This window comes from Vibrio sp. Vb1574 (assembly GCF_033338675.1).
Window position 1 is genome coordinate 1 of sequence record NZ_JAWOTC010000274.1, and the last position, 1,265, is coordinate 1,265.

The 1,265-nt window shown below is 46.8% G+C and carries 1 protein-coding gene; it reads right to left on the bottom strand.

The features are described 5' to 3' along the window. Positions 1–143: 143 nt before the first annotated feature. Positions 144–1,265 (bottom strand): malate synthase A (gene aceB, locus R7O12_RS25485; protein WP_318126849.1); only part of this gene is annotated, 1,122 nt, incomplete at its 5' end.

The window sequence follows — 1,265 nt, forward strand, 5'->3', positions numbered from 1 at the left end:
TTTGTTGGCGGCGAGTCAATGTCATTGGTCTATCCCTCTTTATTATTTGCACTTTTGTTTGTGCGTTGAGTTTCCGTTCTCAGGCAGTACATCCCTATCTGCCTCGAAAGTTTTCACGTTATTGGTATTACAGTTAAGAATTCTTAGTCTAGGTAGTCATAACCAGGAACGGTTAAGAAGTTGGTTAGCTCATCGCTAGTTGTTAGCTTCGCCATCAATTGTGCGGCTTCTTCAAAACGCCCGGCTTGATAACGTTCTTCGCCCACTTCTTGTTTCACTACTTCCACTTCTTCTTGCAAGTAGGTTTCGAACAGTGCTTTTGTCACCTGTTGACCATTGTCGAGTGACTTACCGTGCTGAATCCATTGCCAGATTGAGGCGCGAGAAATCTCAGCAGTCGCAGCATCTTCCATTAATCCGTAGATTGGTACACAGCCGTTTCCAGAAATCCAAGCTTCGATGTATTGCAGCGCAACGCGAATGTTGTGGCGCATGCCTTCTTCTGTACGTTCACCGTCACACGGTTCTAGCAACTCGGCTGCGGTAATTGGCGCATCTTCGGAGCGACTAACATCTAGTTGATTTGTTCGCTCTCCAAGTGCCGCACTGAATACTTCCATAGCAGTATCGGCGAGCCCCGGGTGAGCAACCCACGTACCGTCGTGACCGTTATTCGCCTCAAGTGACTTATCGTTGTGAATTTTATCCAACACTTTCTGGTTTTCTTGCGGGTCTTTCGCGGGAATAAAGGCGGCCATTCCTCCCATCGCGAAAGCACCACGCTTGTGACAAATACGAACCAGCAAACGCGAATAGGCGTTCAAAAATGGTTTGTCCATGGTGACGACTTGGCGATCCGGCAGAACACGATCTGGGTGTTTCTTCAGTGTTTTGATGTAACTGAAAATGTAATCCCAACGACCACAATTCAGCCCTACGATGTGCTCTTTAAGTGAGAACAAAATCTCATCCATCTCAAACACAGCTGGTAACGTTTCGATCAGCACGGTCGCTTTGATCGTGCCAGTCTCTAAACCAAAATATTCTTCTGTGAAATGGAACACTTCACTCCACCACTTCGCCTCATGGTGAGACTGCATTTTAGGAAGATAGAAATATGGGCCGCTGCCTTTTTGAAGCAATGCTTTGTGGTTGTTGTAGAAATACAGTGCGAAATCAAAAAGCGCGCCTGGAATGATCTGACCGTGCCACGTAACGTGTTTTTCTTTTAAATGAAGGCCGCGAACACGGCAGATCAACACCGC